General features: G+C 64.5%; 24 protein-coding genes and 1 tRNA gene. 14 read left to right on the top strand and 11 right to left on the bottom strand.

Annotated elements, in window-relative coordinates; translation table 11 throughout:
* The first annotated feature begins 6 nt into the window (after positions 1-6).
* The gene (locus E4S58_RS07855; protein WP_136635756.1) at positions 7-276 is read left to right on the top strand and encodes a DksA/TraR family C4-type zinc finger protein; all 270 of its coding nucleotides are present in this window, start codon (positions 7-9) and stop codon (positions 274-276) included.
* A gap of 51 nt (positions 277-327) precedes the next feature.
* On the opposite strand, the gene E4S58_RS07850 is transcribed toward E4S58_RS07855, so the two are convergent.
* Positions 328-912, bottom strand: a complete 585-nt coding sequence (locus E4S58_RS07850) for a nucleotidyltransferase family protein (protein ID WP_136635755.1) — start codon at positions 910-912, stop codon at positions 328-330.
* 9 nt (positions 913-921) lie between these two features.
* Positions 922-3,330, bottom strand: coding sequence for a GcvT family protein (locus E4S58_RS07845; RefSeq protein ID WP_136635754.1), 2,409 nt, complete (start codon positions 3,328-3,330; stop codon positions 922-924).
* 156 nt (positions 3,331-3,486) lie between these two features.
* On the opposite strand from E4S58_RS07845, the gene E4S58_RS07835 reads away from it, so the two are divergent.
* Entirely contained in the window at positions 3,487-4,689 is a 1,203-nt protein-coding gene (locus E4S58_RS07835) for a DUF2254 domain-containing protein (RefSeq protein ID WP_240789488.1), read from the top strand.
* A gap of 10 nt (positions 4,690-4,699) precedes the next feature.
* Complete coding sequence (locus E4S58_RS07830; RefSeq protein ID WP_338101522.1) at positions 4,700-5,482, top strand: heme-dependent oxidative N-demethylase family protein; 783 nt, start codon at positions 4,700-4,702, stop codon at positions 5,480-5,482.
* On the opposite strand, the gene E4S58_RS07825 is transcribed toward E4S58_RS07830, so the two are convergent.
* The 3 genes from E4S58_RS07825 to E4S58_RS07815 form a co-directional block, all read right to left on the bottom strand.
* Positions 5,464-6,231, bottom strand: coding sequence for a hypothetical protein (locus E4S58_RS07825; protein ID WP_136635751.1), 768 nt, complete (start codon positions 6,229-6,231; stop codon positions 5,464-5,466). The genes E4S58_RS07830 and E4S58_RS07825 overlap by 19 nt on opposite strands.
* Positions 6,232-6,528: 297 nt before the next feature.
* A complete protein-coding gene (gene glnA, locus E4S58_RS07820; protein WP_136635750.1) occupies positions 6,529-7,932 on the bottom strand; it encodes a type I glutamate--ammonia ligase in 1,404 nt (467 codons plus the stop codon).
* A 35-nt stretch (positions 7,933-7,967) separates the two neighbouring features.
* Positions 7,968-8,306, bottom strand: a complete 339-nt coding sequence (locus E4S58_RS07815) for a P-II family nitrogen regulator (RefSeq protein ID WP_136635749.1) — start codon at positions 8,304-8,306, stop codon at positions 7,968-7,970.
* Positions 8,307-8,475: 169 nt separating this feature from the next.
* Here E4S58_RS07815 and E4S58_RS18115 point away from each other — a divergent pair, with 169 nt between their 5' ends.
* Positions 8,476-9,156 carry an NAD(P)H-hydrate epimerase gene (locus tag E4S58_RS18115; RefSeq protein WP_338101521.1) on the top strand — a complete coding sequence of 227 codons (681 nt, stop codon included), beginning with the start codon at positions 8,476-8,478 and terminating at the stop codon, positions 9,154-9,156.
* 8 nt (positions 9,157-9,164) lie between these two features.
* Positions 9,165-9,995, top strand: a complete 831-nt coding sequence (locus tag E4S58_RS18110; protein ID WP_338101520.1) for an NAD(P)H-hydrate dehydratase — start codon at positions 9,165-9,167, stop codon at positions 9,993-9,995.
* Positions 9,996-10,355: 360 nt separating this feature from the next.
* On the opposite strand, the gene E4S58_RS07805 is transcribed toward E4S58_RS18110, so the two are convergent.
* Positions 10,356-10,844 carry a Hint domain-containing protein gene (locus tag E4S58_RS07805; protein ID WP_136635748.1) on the bottom strand — a complete coding sequence of 163 codons (489 nt, stop codon included), beginning with the start codon at positions 10,842-10,844 and terminating at the stop codon, positions 10,356-10,358.
* A 247-nt stretch (positions 10,845-11,091) separates the two neighbouring features.
* On the opposite strand from E4S58_RS07805, the gene E4S58_RS07800 reads away from it, so the two are divergent.
* Positions 11,092-11,175: transfer RNA gene (locus tag E4S58_RS07800), tRNA-Leu, on the top strand.
* A 100-nt stretch (positions 11,176-11,275) separates the two neighbouring features.
* On the opposite strand, the gene E4S58_RS07795 is transcribed toward E4S58_RS07800, so the two are convergent.
* Positions 11,276-12,166, bottom strand: a complete 891-nt coding sequence (locus tag E4S58_RS07795) for a cation diffusion facilitator family transporter (protein WP_136635747.1) — start codon at positions 12,164-12,166, stop codon at positions 11,276-11,278.
* 245 nt (positions 12,167-12,411) lie between these two features.
* Between E4S58_RS07795 and tig the strand changes: the two genes are divergently transcribed.
* The 4 genes from tig (at position 12,412) to E4S58_RS07775 (ending at position 15,159) form a co-directional block, all read left to right on the top strand.
* Complete coding sequence (tig, locus tag E4S58_RS07790) at positions 12,412-13,740, top strand: trigger factor (protein ID WP_136635746.1); 1,329 nt, start codon at positions 12,412-12,414, stop codon at positions 13,738-13,740.
* A 160-nt stretch (positions 13,741-13,900) separates the two neighbouring features.
* Entirely contained in the window at positions 13,901-14,353 is a 453-nt protein-coding gene (locus E4S58_RS07785) for a PACE efflux transporter (protein ID WP_136635745.1), read from the top strand.
* A 29-nt stretch (positions 14,354-14,382) separates the two neighbouring features.
* Complete coding sequence (locus tag E4S58_RS07780) at positions 14,383-14,733, top strand: hypothetical protein (RefSeq protein ID WP_136635744.1); 351 nt, start codon at positions 14,383-14,385, stop codon at positions 14,731-14,733.
* A 12-nt stretch (positions 14,734-14,745) separates the two neighbouring features.
* A complete protein-coding gene (locus tag E4S58_RS07775; RefSeq protein ID WP_136635743.1) occupies positions 14,746-15,159 on the top strand; it encodes a DUF1330 domain-containing protein in 414 nt (137 codons plus the stop codon).
* Between the two features lie 6 nt (positions 15,160-15,165).
* On the opposite strand, the gene E4S58_RS07770 is transcribed toward E4S58_RS07775, so the two are convergent.
* The 4 genes from E4S58_RS07770 to rpsF form a co-directional block, all read right to left on the bottom strand.
* Positions 15,166-15,933: an ion transporter gene (locus E4S58_RS07770; RefSeq protein WP_136635742.1), complete on the bottom strand. Its 768-nt coding sequence runs from the start codon at positions 15,931-15,933 to the stop codon at positions 15,166-15,168.
* A gap of 216 nt (positions 15,934-16,149) precedes the next feature.
* A complete protein-coding gene (rplI, locus tag E4S58_RS07765; protein ID WP_136635741.1) occupies positions 16,150-16,764 on the bottom strand; it encodes a 50S ribosomal protein L9 in 615 nt (204 codons plus the stop codon).
* Positions 16,765-16,776: 12 nt separating this feature from the next.
* Positions 16,777-17,004, bottom strand: a complete 228-nt coding sequence (gene rpsR / locus E4S58_RS07760) for a 30S ribosomal protein S18 (protein ID WP_005982441.1) — start codon at positions 17,002-17,004, stop codon at positions 16,777-16,779.
* A 29-nt stretch (positions 17,005-17,033) separates the two neighbouring features.
* Positions 17,034-17,390, bottom strand: a complete 357-nt coding sequence (rpsF, locus tag E4S58_RS07755; protein ID WP_136635740.1) for a 30S ribosomal protein S6 — start codon at positions 17,388-17,390, stop codon at positions 17,034-17,036.
* Between the two features lie 331 nt (positions 17,391-17,721).
* On the opposite strand from rpsF, the gene E4S58_RS07750 reads away from it, so the two are divergent.
* The 4 genes from E4S58_RS07750 to E4S58_RS07735 all read left to right on the top strand — a co-directional run bounded on the left by E4S58_RS07750 (position 17,722) and on the right by E4S58_RS07735 (position 20,717).
* Complete coding sequence (locus tag E4S58_RS07750) at positions 17,722-17,961, top strand: hypothetical protein (RefSeq protein WP_136635739.1); 240 nt, start codon at positions 17,722-17,724, stop codon at positions 17,959-17,961.
* 129 nt (positions 17,962-18,090) lie between these two features.
* Positions 18,091-19,029 carry an ACP S-malonyltransferase gene (gene fabD / locus E4S58_RS07745; protein ID WP_136635738.1) on the top strand — a complete coding sequence of 313 codons (939 nt, stop codon included), beginning with the start codon at positions 18,091-18,093 and terminating at the stop codon, positions 19,027-19,029.
* An 87-nt stretch (positions 19,030-19,116) separates the two neighbouring features.
* Positions 19,117-19,854, top strand: a complete 738-nt coding sequence (gene fabG, locus E4S58_RS07740; RefSeq protein ID WP_136635737.1) for a 3-oxoacyl-[acyl-carrier-protein] reductase — start codon at positions 19,117-19,119, stop codon at positions 19,852-19,854.
* Positions 19,854-20,717 (top strand): DMT family transporter, encoded by an 864-nt coding sequence (locus E4S58_RS07735; RefSeq protein WP_136635736.1) that lies wholly within the window; start codon positions 19,854-19,856, stop codon positions 20,715-20,717. The genes fabG and E4S58_RS07735 overlap by 1 nt, the downstream gene beginning before the upstream one ends.
* Positions 20,718-20,764: the final 47 nt, after the last annotated feature.

Here is a 20,764-nt window from a genome sequence, read left to right as displayed (position 1 = left end):
TCGGACATGGCCGGTGGTTGGGCGCGCGACGGCGCGGTAAGTGAACAGATCGAAGCATCCATTTCGGACGAGCTGAGCCGCATGCGGGCCCGGTCAGGACCGCAGGGCGAAAGCCTGACGCACTGCGCCGAGTGCGAGGAAGAGATCCCCGAAAAGCGCCGACTTGCCATCCCGGGCGTCAAGCTGTGCATCGATTGCCAGCAGGAGCGGGATGGTCGGCAGGTGGCGCGCGGCGGGATCAACCGGCGCGGATCCAAGGACAGCCAGCTGAAGTGAGCGCCCGTGCGGGCGCTGCCTCCGGCGGGAGTATTTACTTGCAAGATGAAGTCAGGACCGGGCGGCCCGCCAGGCAGCCCAGTCTTCGGGCGTGTCGAGGTCGGTGATCGCGTGGCGGTCGGGCAGGGCGACGGGATGGACCGGGTGCGTGCTGAGGATCGCGCGGGCGCCTGTGTCGCCGGTCAGGGCCTGCAGGTCGTCGAAATGGCGTGACGGGAAGATCACCGGGTGGCCGGGCGTTCCATCTGCGGCGGTGGCGCGGTGGATCTGGTCAGGCGTCTGTTGCCAGGCGTGCGCCATGGTCTGCAGGTCGCCCTCGGTCAGCTCGGGCATGTCGCCGGGCAGAATCATGACGGCGGTGGCCGTCGCGGGCAGGGCGGTGATCCCGGTGCGCAACGAGGCCGCCATGCCTTCGTCGGCGTCGGGCACGCCGATCTGGGTGACGTCGATGTCGGCCAGCGCATGTGCGCGGGGGTGATCGGGACCAGGCAGGGCCACGACGACAGGCGCCACGGCCCGTGCCCGGCGGGCCATGGTCAGGATCAGCGGCGCGTCCGCGACCTCTTCGAGCAGCTTGTCGCCGCCCCGCATGCGGGATGACGCGCCGGCGGCGAGGAGGAGGATCACAAGGCTCATACGAGGGGTCTACCCCCGCATCCGCGCCCCGTCAGCATCGAAGAGCGGTTCGTCGATGCGCCGCGCCGGGCGGCGCTGGCCCAGCACCTCGATCTCGCACTCCAGCCCCGGCGCGACCATGGCGGTCGGCACAAAGGCGTGGGCCATCGACTTGCCCAGGTGGTGCGAATAGCCGCCCGAGGTGCAGTAGCCCACAACCTTGCCGTCGATCCACAGGGGCTCATAGCCTTTCACGTCGGCATCCTCGGCGTCGATCTCGAACATCAGAAGCTGACGCGCGGGGCCGTCGGCCCTGGCCTGTTCGGCAGCGGCGCGACCGATGAAATCGGCGTGTTTCTTCCAGGCGATGAACCGGTCCAGCCCGGTTTCGGCGGGCGTGTAATCGGGGGAATATTCCCGCAGCCACGACCCGAAGTGGCGATCCAGGCGCAGCGACATCATGGCCCGCATGCCGAAGGGTTTCATCCCGTGCGCCTCACCAGCGGTCCAGAGCTGATCCCAGAGAGTGCGTTGTTCCAGCGGGTCGCAGTAGATCTCGTAGCCCAGGTCACCGGTATAGCTGACGCGCTGGACCGTGACCGTCAGCAGGCCAAGCGTCAGGCGGCGGATGTCGAGGAACTTCATGTCTGACACGTCTTCGCGGACGCAGGCCTGAAGCACATCGCGCGCCTTGGGTCCGGCAATCTGGAAACCGGTCCATCTGTCAGACATATTAGTGAGTTGCACGCCGTCCTTCATGTTCTGGCGGAACCATCTTTCATGGTAGGCCTGCGCCCCGTAGGACGCGGTCAGGCGGAATTCCTCGTCGCCTAGGCAGGCGACGGTGAAATCCCCGATGATGCGTCCCGAGGGGGCCAGCATCGGTGTCAGGCTGATCCGGCCGGGCTTCGGGATGCGGCCTGCCATGACGGTATCAAGCCAGTCACGCGCCTTGGGGCCGGTGACGCTGTACTTGCCGAAATTGTGGATCTCGTTGATGCCGACGCCCTCGCGCACGGCGCGGCATTCGCGGGCGGTGGCTTCAAAGGCGTTCGACCGGCGGAACGACGGGGTTTCGTACCGGGGCTCCACGCCCTGGGCAAAATAGTTCGGCACCTCGAGCCCGTAGGTGTGGCCCCAGACCGCGCCCAGGCTGTCGAAGACGTCGTACATCGGCGTGCGGCGCAGGGGGCGTGCGGCGGGCTTTTCCTCGTTCGGGTAGGGCACCGAGAAGCGGGTGGAGTAGTTCTCCATCACCTTGGGCAGGGTATAGCCCTTCTGGATCCAAGGGCCGTAGCGCGCGATGTCAAACGACGAGGTGTCGCGTTCGCATTCGCCGGTGGTCATCCACTGCGCCAGCATCAGGCCGACGCCGCCGCCCTGGCTGAACCCGGCCATGACGCCGCAGGCCGACCAGTAGTTGCGCAGCCCCGGGACCGGCCCGACCAGCGGGTTGCCGTCGGGGGCAAAGGTGAAGGGGCCGTGGATGACACGCTTCACGCCGGCGGTGGCGAGGACGGGGAAGCGCTTCCAGCTCATTTCGATGCTGTCGGAAATCTTGTCGAGATCATCGGGCAGCAGTTCGGCGGCAAAGTCCCAGGGGCTGCCGTCGATCGCCCAGGCGCGCGGCTTTTTCTCGTAATACCCGATGCATAGCCCGCGCCCTTCCTGGCGCAGGTAGGATTCGCCCGCCGGGTCGACGACATGCGGATGTTCGGTGTCGCGTTCGTAGATCTCGGGGATGTCGTCGGTGACGAGATAGTGGTGCTCCATCGGGTGCAGCGGCACGTAATGGCCTGCCATGGCCGCCACTTCGCGCGCCCAGAGACCACCGGCGTTGACCACATGTTCGGCGTGGATGGTGCCCTTGTCGGTCACCACGTCCCAGGTGCCGTCGGGGCGGGGATTGGTTTCCTCGACCTTGCAGTGGGTCACGATCTCGGCCCCGGCGATGCGCGCAGCCTTGGCGTAGGCATGGGTCGTGCCCGAGGGATCCAGGTGCCCGTCCAGCGGATCGTAGAGCGCACCGACCACGCCGTCGATGTTGGTGATGGGCGCGATCTCCTTCACCTCCTGCGGGGTCATGATGTGGGTGTCGAGCCCCATGTGCCGGTGCTTGGCGCGTTCGGCCAGAAGATAGTCGAACCGGTCCTGCGTGGTGGCCAGGGTGAAGCCGCCCGAATGGTGCAACCCACAGGACAGGCCGGTGATCTCCTCCAGCTCCTTGTAGAGCTTGATGGTATAGCCCTGCAGCGCCGCCATGTTGGTGTCGCCGTTGATGGTGTGGAATCCGCCGGCCGCGTGCCAGGTGGATCCGGCCGTCAGCTCGGACCGTTCCAGCAGCATGACGTCGGACCAGCCAAGCTTGGTCAGGTGATAGAGCACGGAGCAGCCGACGACGCCGCCTCCGATTACGACTACGCGGGTGGTGGTTTTCATGGCGGCCTCCGGTCTCATGGGCTGATCGTGGCGCGGCGGATCGGGGCTTGGCGCGTGTGTTTGCGACAGATCGTGTCGCGTTTGGCCGACGCTTTGCGGGGAACCGAATTGAGCGCCAAGGCATTGATCCCATGGGACAGGAACCGGGACAGACCTATGCTGCCATCCATTTTGCGCCGGATGCATGAATTTTCGCGTCGCCTTGTGGTGCGGATCGTGCTGATCGCGCTGTGTGCCTTTCTGGCGATCGGCCTTGCCAAGGTCTTTGGCCATGCCATCCCCTTCGGCCTGAAGGACCGGATCGGTGCCGATGCGGTCGACCGCATCCTGTCGATCATCGCGAATTCGATGCTGACCGTGACGACCTTTTCGCTGACGGTCATGGCGGCGTCGCACCGCATCGCGCAATCGCAATGGACCCCGCGCGCGCACCAGGTGCTGCTGCAGGACACCACGACCCATACCGTGCTGGCCACTTTCGTGGGGGCCTACCTTTACGCCATCAACGTCATCATCCTGCGGGAAACGGACGTCTTCAAAGGCGAAGAGCTGGTTGTCCTGTTCTTCGTGACGCTGGCCGTTGTGACGCTTGTGATCTTTGCGATCATCCGCTGGATTTCGCATATGGAGCTTCTGGGCAGCTTGATAGAGACCGCGCAGAGGATCGAGGACCATGCAACCGATGCCTACCGGATGCGGTGCGAATACCCGTCGCTTGGCGGGCGGCCCCTGACTGGTGACGCGCCCGAGGGGTTGGAGGAGATCCTGGCGGACCGGACGGGCTATATCCAGCAGGTCTACCAGGACCGGCTGCAGGACGAGGCCGAGAAGGCGGATGTCGAGGTCTACCTGGCGCAGCGCGTCGGGGCCTTCGTGCACAAGGGCGACGTGCTGGCCCGCGTCACCGGCAAGGCCGAGGCCTGCACGAAGATGATGCGCGATCACGTGTCGATCGGCAGCCTGCGCAATTATACGCAGGACCCCGAGTTCGGCCTGCAGAACCTGACCGAGATCGGACAGCGCGCCCTGTCGCCGGGAATCAACGATCCGGGCACGGCCGTCGACATGATCCGGCGGGTCTCGCGTATCCTGCTGGGCAGCGACGTCGTTCCGGCGGACGAACAAGAGTTGCTCTATGACCGCCTTCTCGTGCCGCCCTTGCCGCGCGACAGGCTGGTCAGTGACAGTATCGGTGCGATCCTGCGGCATGGCCTGGAACACCCGGAGGTCGTGGCGGCCGGACGTCAGTCACTGACCGCGCTGGCCGATCGGGGCGATGGCGGCATGGCCCGCGCGGCGCGGCGGGTGCTGGACGAGCTGTCGGAGCGGGAACCCGAAGCGGCCTTCAGCAGCATCTGAGGCGCAGGTTTTGCTGGTCAATCGGCGGGCGCTGGCGTTAGCTGGTGCCATGACGACGATCCTGCAAAGCCATATACCGTATGACATTTCCGCCGTGCGACTGCCCGGGGTCTCTCCGATGGATGGCGCCGAATGGCTGCTGCGCGATGACGCCTTTGCTGGGCAGATGGCGCTGCGGGACCGGCTGATTGCCGAGCGGCGCGAGGACGTGATCGGCCTGCTGCCCGAGGGGCGCGATGCGGCGCAGGAACTGCTGGCGCTGGTGCTGGACCGACTGGTCCAGGATGATGGCTATGACGTGGGGGATGACGCCGTGACCCGTCCGGATGGCGTGGCGGTGATGATCGATCGTGAGGACCCGTTAGGGACTGCGGGGCGGCTGGTGCAGGAAGACCTGTGCCTGATGCAGAAGGCCGAAGGGGCGGCGGAACACGTGCTGACCGGCGCGGCGCTGTGCTTTCCGGCGGGCTGGATGCTGGCCGAGAAACTGGGGCGGCCCCTGATCCGGATCCACAAGCCCGTGATCGACTATGACGATGACCTGGCGCGCCGTGTGCAGCGGCTGTTCGACGGGGTGCGGGTCGGGCGGCCGATGTGGCGGTTCAACGCGTTGCGCTATGCCGATCCGGCCTTGTTCCAGCCGCGTCACGAAGGCGTGCCGAAATATGGCCAGCCCGAAGACCAGCGGTTCATCCGATCCGAGCGTCAGACGATCTTGCGCTTACCCGGAACCGACGCGGTCGTCTTCGGCATTCACACCTTCGTCGTGGCGGATCAGAAGAACGGCAGGTAGCCGTAGGTCGATCCGACCAGCCCGGTCAGCGTTGCAGTCAGTGCGAAGGCCTGCGTGCTGACGCGGATATCGGCGCCCTTGGTCAGGTTGTAGGCGATCAGTGGCACACCGATCAGCGGGTTCATTGCCCCGACGGTGGCGGTCGCCGCCCAGGCGCTGACGTTGGTCAGGTTGCTGGTCGACGTTTCCTCGACCGGGTCTGCGAAGATCTGTTTCAGGCGGGCCTGGGTTTCGGGATCATCAGAGGTGACCGCGACCTTCGGCGCCTTGGACTTGACCTGGATGGGGGTGCCGATCGTGTCGTCGCGTTTGACGCGACGGGGGCAGATACGGGAGGCTCCGCCGCGACGGCGCAGGGGCGTGAACGAGGCCGCGAATTTCTCGAGATCCAGGGTGACGCCGGCCAGGCCCCAGTCCAGCGTGCCGCCCCCGAACCGTTCGACCATGACCGAGATGATCTCGGCCAGGATCGCGGTTTCGGCGTCGGGGTGCAGGCGTTCGCTGTCGCGCACGCGGGTGACCATAAGCGTGATCCGGGGGCAGCTGTCGATCCGAATGAATTCAACCCCTACGGGACCAGCGACCAGCCTCACACGTCCGTCAGACCCATCCGCCATGCACTCGGATGTCAGGTCGTAAGCTTCCAGCGCCGCATTGCTTGCATCTTTCAAGTCACTGATTGTAGGTAGATAATCATCTTCGAAGGTGAGGGTGGCGTGCGGAATTTTCAGCGTGTTGGCTTGTGACATGATTTTCCCCTTTTGGTTGTGCCTGATTCCAAGTCTCGCGCGGAAATGGGGAAGAAGTGTGCCGGGTTTTTCCAGCAATCTGGCGAGATTGCCCAGATCACGGGCCTTTCGCCCTTATTCGGACGCATTGCAGGGCGAATAGGGCCCGGGCCCGGGAAGTGCCTAAAGCTGGAGCCATTTACCCCGGTTAATCGATCAAACCCGAGGTGTTTTCCACGCCTGGCCAGGCTCCGGAAGCCAGGGCCAAAAGAAAACGGGCGCCCCAGGGGACGCCCGTTTCTGTGACTGATCGTCGGATCAGCAGGAGTAGTAGAGAGCGAATTCGGCCGGGTGCGGCGTCATTTCGTACATCTCGATCTCTTCCATCTTCAGGTCGATGTAGCCCTGGATCTGGTCTTTGGTGAACACGTCGCCGGCCAGCAGGAAGTCCATGTCCGCTTCCAGTTCCGACATGGCTTCGCGCAGCGAACCACAGACGGTCGGGATGTCGGCCAGCTCTTCGGGGGGCAGGTCGTAGAGGTTCTTGTCCATGGCTTCGCCCGGATCGATCTTGTTCTTGATCCCGTCGAGACCGGCCATCAGCAGGGCCGAGAAGCAGAGGTACGGGTTCGCCGAGGGATCGGGGAAGCGGGCTTCGACGCGCTTGGCTTTCGGGGATTCGGTCCACGGAATACGGACACAGCCCGACCGGTTGCGTGCGGAATAGGCGCGCAGAACGGGGGCTTCGAAACCCGGGACCAGACGCTTGTAGGAGTTGGTCGAGGGGTTGGTGAAGGCGTTCAGGGCCTTGGCGTGCTTCAGGATACCACCGATGAAGTACAAGGCTTCCTGGCTGAGGTCGGCGTATTTGTCGCCTGCGAACAGCGGCTTGCCGTCTTTCCAGATCGACATGTTCACGTGCATGCCGGACCCGTTGTCACCCTTCAGCGGCTTCGGCATGAAGGTCGCCGAACGGCCATAGGCCTGTGCCACGTTGTGGATGACGTACTTGTACTTCTGCAGTTCGTCCGCCTGCTTGGTCAGCGACCCGAAGACCAGGCCCAGCTCGTGCTGCGAGGTCGCAACTTCGTGATGGTGCTTGTCGACTTTCATGCCGAGGCGCTTCATGGTCGACAGCATCTCGGAGCGGATGTCCTGGCCGTCGTCCATCGGGTTCACCGGGAAATAGCCACCCTTGTAGGTCGGACGGTGGCCCAGGTTGCCCATTTCGAAATCGGCGTCGGTGTTCCAGGCGGCGTGGTCTGCGTCGACCTCGAAGGACACCTTGTTCGGGGAGACGGAGTATTTCACGTCGTCGAACAGGAAGAATTCCGCTTCGGGGCCGAAGTAGGCGACGTCACCGATGCCCGAGGACTTCAGGTAGGCTTCGGCTTTCTGCGCCGTGCCGCGCGGGTCGCGGTCATAGGCTTCGCCGGTGTCGGGCTCGACGATCGAGCAGTGCACGACAACGGTCTTTTCCGCGTAGAAGGGATCGATGTAGGCGCTGTCCAGGTCGGGCATCAGCTTCATGTCGGAAGCTTCGATGGACTTCCAGCCCGCGATCGAGGAGCCGTCGAACATGAACCCTTCCTCAAGGAAGTCTTCATCGACTTCGTCCTTGATCACGGTCACGTGCTGCAGCTTGCCGCGCGGATCGGTGAAGCGGATATCGACGTATTCCGCGTCCTCGTCCTTGATGAGTTTGAGAACCTTGTTGCTCATTCCCTTGTATCCCTTTCTTAGAATTGGGGTGTTTGTCAGAGAGCGTCCGAACCGGATTCGCCGGTGCGGATGCGGATCGCCTGTTCGACGGGAGAGACGAAAATCTTGCCGTCGCCGATCTTTTCGGTCTTGGCCGCGTCGGTGATCGCCGCAATGGCACCGTCGACCTGATCGTCGTCCAGGATGACCTCGATCTTCACCTTGGGCAGGAAATCGACAACATATTCCGCGCCCCGGTAGAGTTCAGTGTGGCCTTTCTGACGGCCAAAGCCCTTGACCTCGATGACGGACAGACCCTGAATGCCGAATTCCTGCAGGGCCTCCTTGACCTCATCAAGCTTGAACGGCTTGATGATTGCCTCGATCTTTTTCATGTCACGGAACTCCTCACGTATCCCTCGCCCGGTTTGAGACCATGAAGACTTCCGGGCCTCAATTGATGTTGGGCAAACTGGGGCAAATGCCACGGGGAGGAAAGAGGGTGAGAGCGAAAATTGAGCGATGCGCACAAAATATGTGCGGAATGAAAAAATAAGGGAAGCAATGCTGACCAGTCAGGAGATGCGGGACGCCGAGGCCCGGGCCATCGACAGCGGCTCCGTTACGGGGACCGAACTGATGGAGCGTGCCGGTGCCGGTGTGGTTCAGGCCCTGATGGACCGCTGGCCGGGTTGGGACGGGATCAGCCCGTCGCCTTGCGCCGGTCAGCTGGTGCTTGTCCTGTGCGGGCCGGGCAACAACGGCGGCGACGGCTATGTCGTCGCGCGGCTGCTGGCCGAGGCCGGGGCGGATGTCCGGGTGCTCGCCTATGGTGATCCTGCGGCCCTGTCGGGCGATGCCCTGCGCGCCCGGCGCCTGTGGGGCGGGACAGTACAGATGCTCGACGCCTCCGGTTTGGTGGCCGTCGCAGAGCAGGCCGTGTCGCGCGGGCAGGACTGGCTGGTTGTCATTGATGCGCTGTTCGGCATTGGACAGCGTGCGCCGCTTGATCCGGTGACCGAACCGGTCGGCGACCTGGTCGATCATATGCTGGGCGGGGCAGGGCCGACGCCCTTCTTCGTCGCGATCGATCTGCCGACCGGGTACGACGCCGACACTGGCGCGACGCTCTGTCGACGCCCCCTGAGCAGCGACCTGACGGTGACCTTTCATCAGCCCAAGCCGATCCACGGGATGCCGCATTTCCTGGATACCGAGCTTGTCGTCGTGGATATCGGCCTGTGACGGGGACTATGCGCGCGAGAGACATCACCATGGGCGCGGCGGCGATCGACCTGCTGCGCAAAAGGCCGGATCAGCACAAGTATGACCACGGTCATGCGGTGGTCTTCTCGGGCGGCATGGGGCGAACCGGCGCGGCCCGGCTGGCCGCCCGTGCCGCGCTGCGCATCGGTGCCGGGCTGGTGACGATTGCCGTGCCGAGCGACGCGTTGGCCGAGGTCGCCGGTCAGGTCACCTCGATCATGGTGCGCGAGGTTTCGGACGACGCCGATCTGCTGACGGACCGGCGGATCAACGCGGTCTGCATCGGGCCGGGGTTCGGCGTCGGGGCGGGGTGTCGGGCGGCGGTTGCCCGGGCGCTCGGGGGGACGCGGGGCGTGGTGCTGGATGCGGATGCGCTCACCTCCTTTGCCGAAGATCCCGAAGAGCTCTTCGCGATGACCCGCGATGCGCGGGCCGTTCTGACGCCGCATGCGGGCGAATTTGCGCGTTTGTTTCCCGATCTGGGCGCAGACCTTTCGGGGGCCGTTGCCGCCGCCAAGCGTGCCGGGTGTGTCGTTCTGCTGAAAGGCGATGCCACAGCGGTCGCCAGTCCTGACGGGCGGAGCGGCGTGCACAATGGCAACGGGTTGCGCGCTGCGCCATGGCTTGCGACGGCGGGCTCGGGCGATGTTCTTGCGGGGATGATCACGGGCCTGATGGCGCGCGGCACGGAGGCATTCGAGGCGGCCTGTTGTGCGGTCTGGCTGCATGCAGAATGTGGTCGGATCGCAGGGCCGGGGTTGATCGCAGAGGATCTGCCGGAGATTCTTCCCGAGGTCTTTCGCCAGTTGCGTGTGTGATTCGGCTGTCGGACGCTTGGCTGCGATGAGCTACAGCTGTTTGCTGTGCGACTGATGGTGGCCTTTGAAGCGCGACAGGCCTTGCGCGTTTCGATCCGGACCCGATCATCAATGATCCGCTGCGATACGGCGCTTGCGTCACACTCTGTGGTCGCCTCGGTTCGCTTGCGGCCAACACGTTTTCGACCATTCGAAGAGCACTAACGGAAAACCAGACTGCGGCCCTGGGACAGACCAACATTGCCGTCCGCTCACTTCGCCTTGGGCAGTGAGATGCTATTGGCGAACGACAATCCCAAAACGACGCGAGGCCCGCGCAGGTGCGCGAGCCTCGGTGCAGTCGGTCCGAATGGAAGGGGGTCAGCCTGCGGCGGCCATGTCCTCTTCTGCCTTGGCGGCCACTTCGAGGCCGCCGGCATAGATGATGTGATCGCGGTCGAAGACCAGTTCGTACACGGTCATCACGCCCTTGCCGAGGTCGCGGACGTATTCGCCGTCGACCAGGCGGTCAGCGGAGACCAGTGCGGTTTTCTTGCCGAACAGGGCTTCGGCGCGCCAGTCGCGGATCAGGACTTCCTGGCCCGAGGGAATGGTGATGTCGGCTTCGGGACGGTTGTGTCCCAGGGAGCCGCCGGAGATGTGGACCAGATCGCAGGCCACCTTGCGGGCGCGGACACCTTTCAGCATGGCCATGCCGGTGTCGCGGGTGATGACACGGTCGCCTTCGGTCAGGAATTCGACGGGCATTTCACCATCCAGGGTCATGACCTTGGTCCCGGCTGCGATGCCGCACACCAGCTTGGGCTGAGCCTTGGACTGCTTGGTGATGGTAACTTCGATAGTTTTCATGGGACTTCTCCCCTTTCCTGACTGCCTCATTGTTTTTGCATCAGATTAGGGCGAAATTTCGCCGGGTTCCAGTTAACTGTGCGGCATTGAGGCAAACCGCGTCCGGTTTTCGCCACAATTGGCGCTAGGGCCACGTCGCTTGTCCGGTCAGGTTCAATATTGGCGAAAGAAGCTTAGAAAAGGTTAAGGGATGAGAGCTTTTTCCCTCTCGCATCGCGCTGCGGCTTTTGCTATCCAGCCGCGTACTGCGGGTGTGGCGGAATTGGTAGACGCACCAGATTTAGGTTCTGGCGCCTTTGGCGTGGGGGTTCGAGTCCCTTCACCCGCACCATGCACTGTCCCCGGGGACGTGACCTTTCACCAGCCAGACATGGATGATGGCCGAGCCTTTGAAATCGCGCTCGGGTGTTCCCGGCGGCGCGCCAGACGCCTTATCCTACCATTACGCCTTCATTTTTCGCCTTGTGATCAGGCTCCACATGGATCGTCACGATGGCCTTGCCGTCGCGGGCGATCTTCAGCGCGCCTTCGATGCGGTCGCAGATGTCGTGCGCTTCCGACACCGGCATGTCCCGGTCCACGATCAGGTGAAAATCGATAAAGGTCATGGCGCCGGCGATACGGATGCGGATGTCGTGCGCCTCGATCGCGCCGGTGGCGCTGAGGCGGATGATCTCTTGCAGGTCGTCGACCAGGGCCGGATCGTGCAGTTCGTCCATCAGCCCGCCGGTCGCCTCGCGCACCATTTTCCAGCCGGTCCAGAGGATGTTGACGGCGACCAGCGCGGCGAGCGCAGGGTCGAGCCAGTCCTGGCCGGTCACCGTCGCCAGGGCGATGCCGATGATCACGCCGACCGAGGTCCAGACATCGGTCAGGATATGCCGTCCGTCGGCGACCAGGGCGGGGGACCGCCAGGCGCGTCCCCATCTTAGCAATGCGACGGCCCAAAGCGCGTTCAGCACCGAGGCCGCGCCGTTGATCACCAGGCCCAGCACGGGGGCGCGCAGGGGTTCGGGGTGGATCAGGCCGGCATAGGCCTCGCGCAGAATCATCAGGGCGGCGATGACCACCAGCACGCCTTCGAACACGGCCGAGAGGTATTCGGCCTTGTGGTGGCCGTAGGGGTGGTTGTCGTCCGCGGGCCGCGCCGCGACGCGCAGCGCCACGAAGACCGCCAGCGCCGCCACCACGTTTATGGTGCTTTCCAAGGCGTCGGAATACAGCGCGACGGACCCGGTCAGAAGCCAGGCCCAAAGCTTTATGGCAAAGACCAGAAGGCCGACGGCGACGCTGGCAAGGGCAGCTTTCTGGGTGCGGGTCATCACGTGCCCTTTTGGATGTGGCGGATGGTGCTGCAATGCGGCATCGGGGCGGTCACGTCAACCGTGGGGCGGGCTGTCGGCAAGCTTGGGCAGGGTGGGCGCAGCCACTGCCGGCAAAAACCTGTGGGCATGGGCCGGAATGGCGCGGATCACCCTTGCGCCCAAGGCTGACGCCCCCTAGAAGGGCGCCTGATTTGGCCCCCGCAAGACGGCGGCCCGTGGACGTTATGGAAGGACGAGAACCGATGCAGGTCACCGAGACCCTGAACGAAGGCCTCAAGCGCGGCTACCAGATCACGCTGCCCGCCAGCGAGTTGGACGCCAAGGTCAACGAAAAGCTGGCCGAAGCGCAGCCCGAAGTCGAAATGAAGGGCTTCCGCAAGGGCAAGGTGCCGATGGCGCTGCTGAAAAAGCAGTTCGGTCAGCGGATCATGGGCGAAGCGATGCAGGAAGCCATCGACGGCGCCATGAATGATCACTTCGAATCCACCGGCGACAAGCCCGCGCTGCAGCCGCAGGTCGAAATGGTCGATGGCGAGACCTGGAAAGAGGGCGACGATGTCGTCGTGACCGTGGCCTACGAGGCCCTGCCGGCGATCCCCGAGGTCGACCTGTCGACGCTCAAGCTGGAAAAGCTGGTCGTGAAGGCCGATGACGCCGCGATCGACGAAGCCCTGCAGAACCTGGCCGAAAGCGCCCAGAACTTCGAAGCCAAGGACGGCGCGGCGGAAGATGGCGACCAGGTCGTGATCGATTTCCTCGGCAAGGTCGACGGCGAAGCCTTCGAGGGCGGCGCGGCGGAAGACTATCCGCTGGTGCTCGGCTCGAATTCGTTCATCCCGGGTTTCGAAGATCAGCTGGTCGGCACGAAGGCCGGTGACGAGAAGAACGTCGAGGTTTCGTTCCCCGAACAGTACCAGGCCGAACACCTGGCCGGCAAAGCCGCCGTGTTCGAATGCAAGGTGAAAGAGGTCAAGGGCCCCGTCGCCGCCGAGGTCAACGACGAGCTGGCCACCAAGTACGGTGCCGAAGACCTGGCCGCGCTGAAGGCGCAGGTCGCCGAGCGTCTGGAAGCCGAATACGCCGGTGCCGCCCGCGCGGTCATGAAGCGTGGCCTGCTGGACGCGATGGACGAGGTCGTCTCTTTCGACCTGCCGCCGTCGCTGGTCGAGGCCGAAGCCAAGCAGATCGCGCATCAACTGTGGCACGAGGACAACCCCGAGGTTCACGATCACAACCACGGTGAGATCGAGACCACCGAGGAGCACACCAAGCTGGCCGAGCGCCGCGTGCGCCTTGGCCTGCTGCTGGCCGAACTGGGTCAGAAGGCCGAGGTCGAAGTGACCGACGCCGAAATGACCCAGGCGATCATGAACCAGGCCCGCCAGTACCCGGGCCAGGAGCGTGCGTTCTTTGAATTCGTGCAGCAGAACCAGCAGATGCAGCAGCAGCTGCGCGCACCGATCTTCGAAGACAAGGTTGTCGACCATGTCTTCGCCCAGGCCGACGTGACCGAGAAGGAGGTTTCGAAAGAAGACCTTCAGAAGGCGGTCGAGGATCTGGAAAACGAATGATCCCGGTCTGATCCGGATCTGGGGCCGTCCTTCGGGGCGGCCCTTTTCTTTTGCGGGCGGCCTTGACCAAACGCGCCCCAAGGCGCACCTAGGGGGCAGAGGACGACCTCCCCATCATGGGTGAACGGCCGGGACGACCCGGCGGAAACCGGAGGTCTCCATGCGATCCCCCCTTGACCGTCTGCGTCACGCCATCAGCTTCGAACTTATCGCGCTTGCGATCATGATCCCCGGCGGGGCTTTTGTCTTTGGCCTGCCGATGACCGAAATCGGCGTGGTGGGCGTTGTCAGCGCCACCATCGCGACACTTTACAACATGGGCTACAACTATGTCTTTGACCGGGCCTATCGCCGCTGGTCCGGGACCACGCTTAAGACGCCGCTGGTGCGGGTGCTGCATGCGGTGCTGTTCGAAGCCGGGCTGTTGGTCGTGCTGATGCCCTTCATCGCCTGGTATCTTGGCGTTACGCTCTGGCAGGCGTTTGTCATGGATGTGTCGCTGGCGGCTTTCTATCTGCTCTATGCGCTGGCCTTCAACTGGGCCTACGACAAGCTCTTTCCGCTGCCCGAATGGCAGACGCCGGGGGTTCCGCCTGCGCACACGCCCGGTTAGCCTGCCCGGGAACCGAACCGGGGGGCGGCGTGCGGCTGGCCATCATGATCATCTGCCTGATCGGCATCTGGGCATGTCCTGCCACGGCGCAGGACATGCGGCGGCGGGTGATCTCGGGCGACCGGATCGTCGTGCAGGGCGTCGAGATCCAGTTGCGCGATACCGAATGCCCCGCCGAGACAACGGCCGAGGGGCGCGAGGCGAAGCGGATCATGAACATCATGCTCTTCGCGCGGAAGCTGGAATGCAGCTATGACAAGAAGCCCGACGGCAACGTGGGCGATTGCATCTACGGCCCGTCCGCAGGCGCCCGCGTGGGCCGGTCGATGGCGGACGAGCTGAAGCGCCGCAATCTGTGCCAGCCCTATGGGCGCACCTGAGAGGAGGACACCATGCATACGGGATTCGACAAGGCGGGTTTCGAGGCCTTCAAGGCGATCGACCGGGACGGGCCAATCCACATGCTCAATCTGGTACGGCTGCGTGACCGCGCAGACTATGACGACGGGCGGCAGGCGACGGGGGCCGAGGCCTATGCCGCCTATGGCCGCGAAAGCCAGCCGATCCTCGACAAGGTCGGGGGGCGCATCGTCTGGCGCGGCCGGATGGAGCATATGCTGATCGGGCCGCAGGACGAGGCCTGGGACCTGTGCTTCATTGCCGAATACCCGTCGCCGCAGGCCTTTATCGACATGATCTATGACCCGGACTATCGACGCGCCATGGTGCATCGGCAGGCCGGATGCCTCGACAGTCGGCTGATCCGGATGAACCCGCAGGACACCGGGGCGAATTTCGCCGAATAGGGTCGTCTATCCGCCTTTGTCCAGCTTTGCCTCGATCGCGACCAGGCGCTGCAGCACCTCGTCGCGGTAATTGCCGGTGGCGGCGTTGGATTCCTCGGCGTGGGCGTCCTGCATCGAATTGACGATCAGGCCGACGACAAGGTTCACCACCGCGAAGGTGGTGATCAGGATGAAGGGCACGAAGAACATCCAGGCCTCGGGGTGGACCTCCATCACCGGGCGGACGATGCCCATGGACCAGCTTTCCAGCGTCATCACCTGGAACAGCGTATACAGCGACCGGCCAAGCGTGCCGAACCAGTCGGGAAAGGTTGGTGCGAACAGCTTGGTCGCGATGACGGCTGCGATGTAGAAGATCACGCCCATCAGCAGGAAGACCGAGGCCATGCCGGGCAGGGCCGAGATGAAGCCTTCGACCACCCGCCGCAGTGTCGGCGCCACGGATACCACGCGCAGCAACCGCAGAATCCGCAGGGCCCGCAGCACCGACAGGCCACCTGTGGCAGGCAGCAGCGCGATGCCGACGACGATGAAGTCGAAGATGTTCCAGGCATTGCGGAAGAACCCCAGCCCCCGGGCGTACAGCTTGGCGACCAGTTCGGCCACGAAGATGGTCAAGCACAGCGTGTCGAGGAAGATGATGATGTCGCCCGCGACGCTCATGACGCGACCCGAGGTTTCCAGGCCAAGGATGACCGCGTTGAACAGGATCACCCCCATGATCGCGTAACGCGTGGCCGGACGGTCTAGGACATCGGAAATCTGCTGGCGCATCGGGTGCGGGATCCTTTGAAATTTCCTTGGATTTAGGGGCTTGGCGGCGCACATTCCAGACCCCGCGCAGGGTCTTTCCCGGTCGCGTCGTCTTTCCGCCTGACCGCGCCGGGGACGTGATCGATCCAGCAGCGTTTCAAAGGCAAATGGCCATCGCGCAATGAAAAACGCCGCACCCGGGGGCGCGGCGTTTTCCGTGATCCGTGATCAGATCGATCAGTTCTCTTCGTCGTCGCCCTTGGCTTCGACAGCAGGCTGATCGTCGTCGTCCGATGCGGCCGAGCCGAGATCGTCGAACAGTTCCTGGATCTCGAATTCGGCTGCGGCTTCTTCTTCCGCGGCCAGGTCCTGGATGGACTTGCCTGCGGCCTGAAGCTCGGCCTCTTCGGGGGAACGTGCGACGTTTAGGGTGATCTCGATGTCGACTTCCGGGTGCAGGGTGATGTTCACCGTGTGCATGCCCAGTTCCTTGATCGGCATCGGGATGATGACCTGCTTGCGCTCGACGGTGTAGCCCGCTTCGGTGGCAACGGCGGCGACGTCACGCGGAGTGACAGAGCCGTAGAGGTTGCCGCCGTCAGAGGCAGAGCGAATCACAACAAAGGTTTCGCCATCGAGACGCGAGCCGAGGCTTTCGGCCTCTTTCTTGGTCTCGAGGTTGTTGGCTTCCAGCTGTGCTTTCTGCTCGTCGAACTTGGCGATGTTTTCCTTCGATGCGGTCAGGGCCTTGCCCTGCAGCAGAAGGTAGTTGCGCGCATAGCCCGGCTTGACGGTGACGACGTCACCCATCTGGCCCAGCTTGGCGACACGTTCGAGAAGAATGACTTCCATTGGTCTCTCTCCTTACTTCACGGCGTAGGGCAGCAGGGCGAGGAAGCGGGCGCGCTTGATGGCGCGGGCCAGTTCACGCTGCTTCTTTGCCGACACGGCGGTGATGCGGGACGGCACGATCTTGCCACGCTCAGAGATGTAGCGCTGCAGCAGACGGGTGTCCTTGTAGTCGATCTTCGGCGCGTTGTCGCCGGAGAACGGGCAGACCTTGCGGCGGCGGAAAAACGGTTTTGCGGCCATGGGTTAGGTTCCTTTCCTCAGGCTAAAGATCAGCGGCGTTCGCGGCGACGGTCGTCGCGCTCTTCGCGTTTCTGCATCTGGACGGACGGACCTTCGGCGTGCTCTTCGACCTTGATGGTCAGAACGCGCATCACGTCATCATGCAGGCGCATCAGGCGTTCCATTTCCTGCACGGCCGTCGCGGGTGCGTCGGACTTGAGGAAGGCGTAGTGGCCCTTGCGGTTCTTGTTGATCTTGTAGGCCATCGTCTTGACGCCCCAGTATTCGGATTCGACGACCTTGCCGCCGTTGTCCGAAAGGACGGTGCCAAAATGTTCGACAAGGCCTTCGGCCTGCGCGTTGGAAAGATCCTGGCGCGCAATAAAGACATGCTCATAAAGCGGCATGTGTGCTCCACTTCTGTCAGGGCGCGTTTCATAGGAGGACCAAGCCTTCCGCGGTGCCTCCACGAGAGTCCGCGCGGGTCAATCGAAGTGCGGAAGGAAGCGTCCCTTTAGCCCGGATCGTCCGGGGGGGCAAGGCCGCTGTGGAGGCGGTGTGCCGTGCCCGCGATATGGTCCGACAAATGTGCAAAGCCCGGTGTGTGAGTATTGTGGTTTTCCTTTAGGGAAAATGCCCGGATTTTGCCACAATCTCTCGCAAAAAGTGTATAACGTGCAAAGGCACACGAAAAAGGGGCGCAGACCCCTGTACGACAAAGACGAGCAGATGACATTGATGACCGACCTCTCCGCCGGCCCGGCGGGCCGCAATTATGCCGATCCGTATTCCGCGGATCGCGGCGAACGTCCCACGGCGCTCTGCGCCACGGTGGCGACCCTGATCGTGCTGATCGTCGGCCTTCTGGTGCTGCTTGTCGCGCTCAAACCCCTGGTGGCGCTGGTCATGGTCTCTCCGGCCGTGGTCCTGATGGGACGGTGTGCGCTGCGCCGGGTTCGCAAGGCCCGGGCAGGCTAGGCCACGGGGACGCTGCACGATCCACTCTCTCTCCAGGCTCTGACATCCGCCGCATCGCCTCCTGTGCGGTGGATTGCCTTGTGTGGCGTCCCGGGCTATCCCCGGCCCAATCAAATGAGGGAGTGAGCCATGAGCCGCGCATTCGTATTCCCCGGGCAGGGTGCCCAGACCATTGGCATGGGCCGCGCCCTGGCCGATGCCTATCCCGAAGCCAAGGCCGTCTTCGACGAGGTGGACGAGGCGCTTGGCGAAAAGCTGTCGACGCTGATCTGGGACGGCGAGCAGGACCAGCTGACCCTGACGCAGAATGCCCAGCCCGCGCTGATGGCGACCTCTCTGGCCGCGCTGCGCGCGCTTGAGGCCGAGGGCGTGGCGATCACCGATGCGGCCTTCGTGGCCGGACATTCCCTGGGCGAATATTCCGCGCTCGCCGCCGCCGGTTCGCTGAGCATCGCCGATGCCGCACGCCTGCTGCGCGCCCGCGGTCGCGCCATGCAGGAGGCCGTGCCGGTCGGTGTCGGCGCCATGGCGGCGCTTCTGGGGCTGGACTTTGACGGTGCCCGCGCCGTGGCCGAAGAGGCCGCGCAGGGCGAGGTCTGCCAGGCCGCGAATGACAACGACCCCGGCCAGGTGGTCGTGTCGGGCCACAAGGCCGCCGTGGAACGTGCGGTGGAGATCGCCAAGGAGAAGGGCGCGAAACGGGCGGTGCTTTTGCCGGTGTCGGCGCCGTTCCATTGCGCCCTGATGGAACCGGCCGCGGCCGTGATGGCCGAGGCTTTGGCGGCGGTCGAGATCAAGGCGCCCGCCGTGCCGCTGGTGGCCAACGTCCGCGCCGAGGCGGTCGATGATCCGCAGGTCATCCGGTCGCTGCTGGTCGAACAGGTCACCGGATCGGTGCGCTGGCGGGAAAGCGTCGCCTACATGGCGGCGCAGGGCGTGACCGAGATCTGGGAGATCGGGGCGGGCAAAGCGCTGTCGGGCATGGTGCGACGGATCGAGCGGTCCATCGCCTGCACGGCCGTGGGCACGCCCGAGGACGTGGCGACAGCGGCGGCTTCCAAGGGCTGAACGGGTTGAGACCGGGGAGGGGGCGCTGCCCCCGCGTCCTGCGGACGCCCCCCGGAGTATTTTTGGCAAGATGAAGGGGACGGGCGGATGTTCGATCTGACGGGAAAGACGGCGCTGGTGACGGGCGCTTCGGGTGGTATCGGCGGCGCGATCGCCAAGGCGCTGCATGAGGCGGGCGCGACCGTGGGGCTTTCGGGCACGCGGGTCGAACCGCTTGAGGCGTTGGCGGCGGAGCTGGGCGAACGGGCGCATGTGCTGCCCTGCAACCTGGGCGACGCGGCGGCGGTCGATGCCCTGCCCAAGCAGGCGATCGAGGCCATGGGCGGGCTGGACATCTTGGTGAACAACGCGGGCATCACCCGCGATCAGCTGTTCATGCGCATGTCGGACGAGGACTGGGCGCAGGTGATCGAGGTCAACCTGACTTCGACCATGCGCCTGTGCCGGGCGGTGATGCGGCCGATGATGAAGGCCAGGTGGGGGCGGATCGTCAATATCTCGTCCATCGTCGGCGCGACCGGCAATCCGGGCCAGGTGAACTATGCCGCGTCCAAGGCGGGTATGGTGGGCATGACCAAGTCGATCGCCTACGAGGTCGCGTCGCGCGGGATCACGGCGAACTGCGTCGCGCCGGGCTTCATCGCCACGGCGATGACCGACAAGCTGACGGATGAGCAGAAGGACAAGATCAACGTGCAGATCCCGGCCGCCCGCATGGGCACGCCGGAAGAGATCGCGGCTGCCGTTCTGTACCTCTCCTCGGCCGAGGCGGGCTATGTGACCGGTGCCACGCTGCATGTGAACGGCGGGATGGCAATGCTCTGATGCGGCCCGAATGGGTCCTGGTGGGGGTCACCGTCCTGTGGGGCGGGACCTTCCTGGCGGTGCAGACGGCCCTGACCTGGTCAGGGCCGCTGTTCTTCGTGGGGTTGCGGTTTGCGCTGGCGGCCCTGTGCCTGGGGCTGCTGGCCGGGCGGCGGTTGATGCGGATCACCCGGGTCGAGGTCATCGCAGGCAGCCTGATCGGGCTGGCGATCGCGCTTGGCTATGGCATGCAGACCGTGGGCCTGCAGTTCATTCCGTCTTCGAAATCCGCTTTCATCACCGCGCTTTACGTGCCCTTGGTGCCGGTCCTGCAATGGATCGTGCTGGGCCGCCCGCCGGGGGGGCTGACCTGGGTCGGCGTCGGATTTGCCACCATCGGGCTGATGCTGATCGCGGGGCCCGAGGCCGGGGGGTTCGGTTTTTCCTTCGGAGAGCTGATTACGATCCTGTCGGTCGTGGCCATCGCCGCCGAGGTCATCCTGATTTCGCGCTTTGCCCCACAGGTCGATGCGGCGCGGGTGACGGTGGTGCAGCTTGCGGCGGCCTCGGTCTTCTGTTTCGCGGCCATGGGGGCCTCGGGCGAAGCGATACCGGCCTGGGACTGGCGGATCCTGCTGTTCGCGGGCGGATTGGGCCTGGCCAGCGCGGTGATCCAGCTGGCGATGAACTGGGCGCAGAAAAGCGTCTCGGCCACCCGGTCGACGCTGATCTACGCGGGCGAGCCGGTCTGGGCGGCGATCATCGGGCGCATGGCCGGAGAGCTCCTGCCACTGGCGGCGCTGGTCGGCGGGGCGATGATCGTCTTTGGCATGGTGCTGGGCGAATGGCCCGCGCGGCGGCGGCCGCGGCGGATCCCGGAATGACGAAAGGCCCCGGTTTGCACCGGGGCCTTTTCAGTTGTGCGATAGCG

Source organism: Pseudooceanicola onchidii (assembly GCF_004959925.1).
In the GTDB taxonomy this organism is placed as follows: Bacteria; Pseudomonadota; Alphaproteobacteria; order Rhodobacterales; family Rhodobacteraceae; genus Pseudooceanicola; species Pseudooceanicola onchidii.
This window is presented reverse-complemented; position numbering and strand designations above follow the sequence as displayed.